Annotated in this window: 7 protein-coding genes; 4 read left to right on the plus strand and 3 right to left on the minus strand. The window is 37.9% G+C overall.

Translation table 11 applies throughout. The annotated features are described in order from the left end of the window. Positions 1-21 precede the first annotated feature (21 nt). Together L0660_RS24640 and L0660_RS24645 are read right to left on the minus strand one after the other, a co-directional pair. On the minus strand, positions 22-339 hold the full coding sequence (locus L0660_RS24640; protein WP_235161811.1) for a recombinase family protein: 318 nt from the start codon (positions 337-339) through the stop codon (positions 22-24). Positions 340-524: 185 nt separating this feature from the next. Continuing rightward, positions 525-845 carry a hypothetical protein gene (locus L0660_RS24645; RefSeq protein ID WP_235161812.1) on the minus strand — a complete coding sequence of 107 codons (321 nt, stop codon included), beginning with the start codon at positions 843-845 and terminating at the stop codon, positions 525-527. A gap of 60 nt (positions 846-905) precedes the next feature. On the opposite strand from L0660_RS24645, the gene L0660_RS24650 reads away from it, so the two are divergent. Beyond that, positions 906-1364 carry a hypothetical protein gene (locus L0660_RS24650; RefSeq protein ID WP_235161813.1) on the plus strand — a complete coding sequence of 153 codons (459 nt, stop codon included), beginning with the start codon at positions 906-908 and terminating at the stop codon, positions 1362-1364. An 814-nt stretch (positions 1365-2178) separates the two neighbouring features. Here the strand turns inward: L0660_RS24650 and L0660_RS24655 are convergent. Further along, positions 2179-2568 (minus strand): hypothetical protein, encoded by a 390-nt coding sequence (locus L0660_RS24655; RefSeq protein ID WP_235161814.1) that lies wholly within the window; start codon positions 2566-2568, stop codon positions 2179-2181. A 442-nt stretch (positions 2569-3010) separates the two neighbouring features. Between L0660_RS24655 and L0660_RS24660 the strand changes: the two genes are divergently transcribed. The 3 genes from L0660_RS24660 to L0660_RS24670 all read left to right on the plus strand — a co-directional run bounded on the left by L0660_RS24660 (position 3011) and on the right by L0660_RS24670 (position 5553). After that, positions 3011-3565, plus strand: coding sequence for a hypothetical protein (locus L0660_RS24660; protein ID WP_235161815.1), 555 nt, complete (start codon positions 3011-3013; stop codon positions 3563-3565). Positions 3566-3573: 8 nt separating this feature from the next. Beyond that, positions 3574-4938: a gliding motility-associated C-terminal domain-containing protein gene (locus L0660_RS24665; protein ID WP_235161816.1), complete on the plus strand. Its 1365-nt coding sequence runs from the start codon at positions 3574-3576 to the stop codon at positions 4936-4938. Positions 4939-5103: 165 nt separating this feature from the next. Next, positions 5104-5553, plus strand: coding sequence for a hypothetical protein (locus L0660_RS24670; RefSeq protein ID WP_235161817.1), 450 nt, complete (start codon positions 5104-5106; stop codon positions 5551-5553). The last annotated feature ends 644 nt before the right edge of the window (positions 5554-6197 follow it).

Consider the following 6197-nt stretch of genomic DNA (forward strand, 5'->3'; position numbering starts at 1 on the left):
ATTGTCAATGCCCCCCTTTTTTTAACAGCCTTTTGGTCCTTTCACCGTGTAGATCCGGATTCCTTTCTGCATGGCGATGGAAATGATCTCCATTACTTCAAGCATGGATCTTCCAAGTCGGGAAAACTCACTAAGTAAAATGACATCTCCTTTTTTGAGTTCGTCCAAGATCGGGCCAATTTTGCGGTTACGCCAGGAAACTTTTCCGTAAATCTTTTCTTGGACAAACTCGACTTTTCCTAAATTTTCCTCATTAGCCAGGTGAAGTATATCAGCTTTGTTCTTTTCCAGGTCTTGGTCTATGGTGGAGACACGTAAATAGGCGATATTCCGGGGCATTTTTGATCGATTAGACGAAAACCCAAATAAGGTAATTATTTTATAATAATAACAGTGTGATATTAAAGTCTTTTTGCTAAATATTCTTACTGTTTATATGAACGTTTATTTTATAATAATTTACACTTAGTCTCACCAAGGAAGCTTGCTGTCATAGCAAAATTGAGCGGTGGATCGGTTTGTTTTTACAGAGCGCTGCGAGAAAGTTTTTTGACCGAACGATTGGCTATGAACGTGAGCAATCTGAAACGTTTCAATACTGGAAGGTAATGCTCAACGGGACTGCTATGCAGCGGGCCGATATAATTGTGGGCCAGCGAAGCTACGAGGTTAAGCAAGCCAAGCCGTAGAGCCAGGTTGTCTAACAGAACAAACGAGAAAAGCAAGAGCTGGCGAAGCAGCCGGAAATCAAACCCCGACAGGAACAGCAGAAAAAGTATGGTTTTGGCTTTGGTACGTAAAATTTGATTTTCGAACGAAAGTGTGAAAATCAGTAAGATATCCAAAACAATAATACTAGATCGATGAAAATCAAATGTTTATTCTTTATTCCTCTTATCCTGTTTATGTCTTATTTTTATAGTTGCTATGGGCAAAGTCAAAAAGATTCTCTCGAACAAAGCCAAAAAGATTCCCTTGAACAAAAAATGTTTCAAGATGTTCAAAGATCGTACTTAGAAGCTAACATTCCAGATGAAGTTCAATTTGATAGTTTATTAAAGCGAGACCTTGAAAAATACTTTTCTACAAAATCTAAGCAAGTAGTGGTAAAGTGGGAGCTTTTAGGGGAAGGGCCAACCCAAAGCGGTGTTGCATATCCCAAATATTATTTATGGACAAAAATCTATAAGGACGGTAAATTGCTGAAAGAGGGCGCTGTTCGTGTTGCTGCAATTGAGAAGACAAAATTTGATATAACAGATTTTGTAAGCATTAAAGAAATCAACAATCATCAGCAGGATATCTATACTATTTTTCCTGGGGCTGTTTGTAAAAAGATTAATCTGTTACTCCAGAATAGGTAGCATTTTCATTTTCGAGCGATATATTCAAAAATTCAACCTGTCTACACTTAGTTGCTGAGCAACTATTTCTTCGCTTAGAGTAATGTGCTTGAAGTAGATCAATTTTCCGTAAGTTGGTGGTAGTTTATTTTCTTGAAAATGAAGCGTCTTGCATATTCTCTGATCATTGTTGGAGCACTTTTTACAGCCTCAATACTTAGCCGAAGCAATACGGTCTATGTGAGATTGCCTCAGAGCGACAGCGGTGGTGTAATTGCGATTCAGAAATTGAGTGGGCTTGTACATGAGAATTTTCTTAATCGTGAGTATTATGAGGTTGAAACCATCTCGGACTTTGGTCCCTGTTTTTTTGTGAATTACAATAAAAAATATCAAACGTTGCTGATAAGTAGGACTGGGGTTAAATTAAAAGATTGAACGAAAAGTACCCGCGGGTTCGGTCCAGCTCTTTTTCTGGTGAGACGTGTGCTACGTGTAAATCTCAGCGCCATCTTTGAAAATGTATCAAGATTCTACAATTAAAGTGCTGTAGATAGGCCTACAAGACATTTTGCCAAAACTTAATTTTTATAAAATGTGCCATTCAAGCTTCATAATAAGGGTGACGGTACTTGATGTACGATCTTTTAATCCAACCCAAGAGAAGGATCTGGCGCAGCAACCTGAAATCAAGCTACACCACGAACAGCACAAAAAGAGAAGTTTTGGATTTGGAATGTAGGCAGTACAGGGTGTCATAAACATTACTCAATGATCGATACATTAATCTGTGTGCTGCTTTTCTAAATTAAATTCGTGGGATTTTCTAGTAATATTAATTAGGCTCTGTCACTTTGTATGCTGTCAAGTTTAGGTCGTAATACTCATGGCCAACAAAAGTTGTAGGCATCTTTTCTGGCTGTTCAAAATATTGTCCACTAAATGTCACTTTCAAATTATTCAACTTTAACTCCTCTGGTAAATTGCAAACAGATCCGAAAATGACTGTATCAATGTGACCAGCGGGTACCACTTTAATAAAGTATTTGTCCAATGTCTTACGATATTCAATTACCCCATTTTCACTCGTTACTTCTCGGCGTACTTCATTATTCAGATTGCACGGTATTTCATTCTTAATTAGGTCCTGACCCGAAACAGATTGCTCATTACAACTAGTTAAACTCATTCCAATAATGCATATTAAGATTCCTAGTGTTTTCATGGGTTTGATTGTTTGAGTTTTTATAAAATAGTTGACTAACTTGAAATAAGGCCTTTAACTATATGGTTACAAATAGGCGACAATGTGCAAATATTTCATAGAAAACTATTATTTGAATATATTGATAATGACACCTTCAAACAGCGAAGCGTTGTAAGCAAAAAGAGCATAACCAGCCGTTGTTAGAAAATGCAATCCATTACTTCACCCTTTTGTTCTCAAAACCATGACAAAACCTAGAACTGGCTCTTTGAGTCTTTATAACCCATTTTATGTTAAACAACAAAACATAGAACAAGAGGGTCAGAGGCGTTTTAGGAAAGTTCTTGGGATAGTGCAAGGACAACAATAGTTGCGGTCATCAATAAGAATTTTAACTATATCAAATCATAAAAATAATTTATATAGTATAATTATATTTATGGTGACTTAGCATACACCCATGAAAAAAGCTGTTATACTTTTCTTGTTTCTCCTTATACAAACCTGCGCAATCGGTCAGGATTCGAATATGTTTCTTCGACGCAATTCTTTACAGCTTGAACTTAGCGGTGGGGATGCCTCTTTTATCCCTATTTCGATTAACTATGAACGGCTTATTCTCATGTCTAGCAAGATAGCATGGAACAGTAAGGTCGGTGGGATATACAAACCTTGGGGAAATAGCCCGCAAAAGGCCGCCACCTTTGAGCTTGGGATGGTAAGCTTAAGTAGCAAACACCATTGGGAACTTGGCATTTTCACAATGTTTCAGGACAAGAAAAGTTACATGAATGATGATCGCATAATTGGAACCAAATCTCCGCCATGGTATTTGGCCGCCAGGGGTGGCTACCGATATCAACGCCCGGATGGCAAGTGGCTTTTCAGGATAGGAATTTTATTGCCTTTCCTAAGAAAAGCAGGCGATGATACAGGCAAAGAATATAGAGTCCAGTTTAAATACCAAAATATTCTCGTTCCATGGCCTGCAATTTCATTCGGACGTGCATTTTAACAGGGTTGTTGGCATTCGCTTTACTTAATTCCTATGGGCAAAACTTGGTGCCCAATCCAGGGTTTGAAAAATTTCGCCAAAAGCCCTGTGGCATTATAGGGACCGACGATCCGATTGGGCTTCAAGACTTCTTATTCGACTGGCGCACACCTACATCAGGGAGTAGTGATCTTTGGTACGCTGATACAACGAGGGAGTGTTATGCCAATAGTTTTATTGGTGTATACCCTGTCCCACGTACAGGCAAGTTTTGCATTGGGCTTTACACTTCTCTTGCAACTAGTGAGAATTATAAAGACCTGTCTCAGGTCGAAGAGTACAGAGAGTATGCACAAACACGCCTTGCTAAACCTCTAAAAAAAGGAAAATTATACTATGCCGAGTATTACGTATTTAGAATTTTTAGTAGCTCTATTGCCACTAATAACTTTGGAGCTGTTTTTAGCAATAGTGCAATTGGATCTATCATACCCAAAAAATACCCGGCTCTTAATTATAATCCACAGATTAAATCCAGTGAGGTTGTCACTGATACAGCAAGATGGACAAAGATTTCCGGATGTTTCATAGCAGAAGATAATTATGAATATCTGACAATTGGTAATTTTTCCAATGATGCGGCAACCAGTCTGGTGCCGATGTATTATAAAGGGCTACCTCCTTATTATCTGATAGACGATGTTCTTGTAGAAGAAGTAGATATAGGATTTGTACCCGAACCAGAATTTTTAGGCAAGGACATAGCACTATGTCAGGGAGAATCCCATTCATTTGATATGGCCAGCTTAAAGCCGTACTCATTTTTATGGCAGGATGGAAGCACTAATAGTACATATATTGCAAACCAGTCTGGTAATTACTGGCTTGAACTAACCTACAAAGAGTGTGCATTTAGAGATACAGCTGCTATCAATGTACAAATGCCCGTACAGCTCGGCCCAGACATTAAAGCATGTGCATCTACCAGTATTACACTATTACCCACCGGAGCAAAAGACATCCGATGGCAAGATGGTTATGAGAAACAAGATCGTATTGTCAACCAATCAGGAGAATACATAGCCGTTTCACCATCTCTTCAGTGCCCATCCTCTGATACTATCCGGGTTGAATTTTTTCCCTGTCCCGGCCTGGTGCCGAATGTCTTCACTCCAAATGGAGATAATAAAAATGATTATTTCGTCATTGATAATGTGACAATAACGCCATGGATTTTCGAAGTCTATAACAGGTGGGGAAAAAGAGTTTACCATCATCCTAGCTATGACAACTCTTGGAATGGAGGGAAATTAGCAAGTGGACAATACTACTATCGCCTATCGAGTGATCATTTAAACCAAAGCATTAAGGGATGGGTCAACCTTCTTAGATAACTGATTACGTATTTGATGTCGTATATATCATCGGATATTTAGACACATACTCACATATATCAAAGACTGACTGATACCTGAAAATTACATTTATATATCAAGATTAAATTGCATACTACGGTTACATGTTAGATTGTAAATATCATCTCATCAAGACAGAAGGCTATGAACAAACATGTGTTTAAACCAACAATGGTCGTTATTTTACTTGCTTTTTTAGTATCCTGCGAATTCGATTACCATGAGGTTATGTCGAGTCGGACAAGGCAAAGTACCTATATCGCACAGAAAACTATCGATGTAAAAACCAACCTCGAAATGCAGGTGTCATCTCAGATACAACAGTTGTTGGTATTTGATTTAGATACCATGAAGATTATAAGAAATGATACTATCGTTGAAAAACTGATAAGTTACGATTCAAAAGAGTGGCTTGGAAATAGAAAAAACGGTAAAATAATATTTGAAGGATTGACAAAAGATGGTCGGAAATCCTTTTTATTAGAAATTGTCAATCCAAAGGATAATAAAGGCAACTTAATCTTAGGTTCAATTATGCAGGGGGGATATAATGAGATGAACGACACTTTAAAAACTGTTTATGTAGAGCAGTAAGTTTTTGATTTACTCCGGCTCTAAGAAGCCTGCAATGTGAGAAATAGATTAAAGTGTAATGGCCAAAAGCGGACCCTACAAACACCATAACGAGTCAATGAAGATAAATCTTTGATTCATTTAGATTTGCATGGCCGAGCCGGTAGTAAACCCGGGTCCGGGGATCTTTTCCCATTTGTCATTTTATCAGCGTACGCAAAAACGGGTGATTTTTCGTATACTTCGACCCTCGGACCTCTCCTGAATATTGGTACCTAAATGAGGGCAATTTAATTCTAAAATTTTAGTGCAAAAGAGTCTTGAATTTTGCATCGGATATCTGATTCCACGCCCATCAGGTATGTATTAAAACGAACAAATTTTTACACAATCCAAAATCAACCAAACCTGTATCAAATCATTATTTATATTGTCATGTAATTAATCTAAGTGTACGAAACTTGATTCTATCAAGTTTCGTACACAATTAAGGCGAGGTGTCCCTACCTTGCTCACCGTTATAATGAGCGTATCCAACTGTACGCTTCCCTAAAAACAGAGTGGTGATGAATTAGACAAATTTTCTAATTTTAATCTGCTATGAAACGGAACACATTCACAGAAACTCAGATCGTCAAAATCCTAAAAGAATTGGATTCTGGCAA

Source organism: Dyadobacter sp. CY351, assembly GCF_021502625.1.
Taxonomy (GTDB): Bacteria; Bacteroidota; Bacteroidia; order Cytophagales; family Spirosomataceae; genus Dyadobacter; species Dyadobacter chenhuakuii.

Excerpts from the sequence above, each read along its gene's own strand:
- L0660_RS24650 (WP_235161813.1), top strand. The coding sequence starts at position 906 with ATGTCTTATTTTTATAGTTGCTATGGGCAAAGTCAAAAAGATTCTCTC.
- L0660_RS24670 (WP_235161817.1), top strand. The coding sequence starts at position 5,104 with ATGAACAAACATGTGTTTAAACCAACAATGGTCGTTATTTTACTTGCT.
- L0660_RS24660 (WP_235161815.1), top strand. The coding sequence starts at position 3,011 with ATGAAAAAAGCTGTTATACTTTTCTTGTTTCTCCTTATACAAACCTGC.
- L0660_RS24655 (WP_235161814.1), bottom strand. The coding sequence starts at position 2,568 with ATGAAAACACTAGGAATCTTAATATGCATTATTGGAATGAGTTTAACT.
- L0660_RS24640 (WP_235161811.1), bottom strand. The coding sequence starts at position 339 with ATGCCCCGGAATATCGCCTATTTACGTGTCTCCACCATAGACCAAGAC.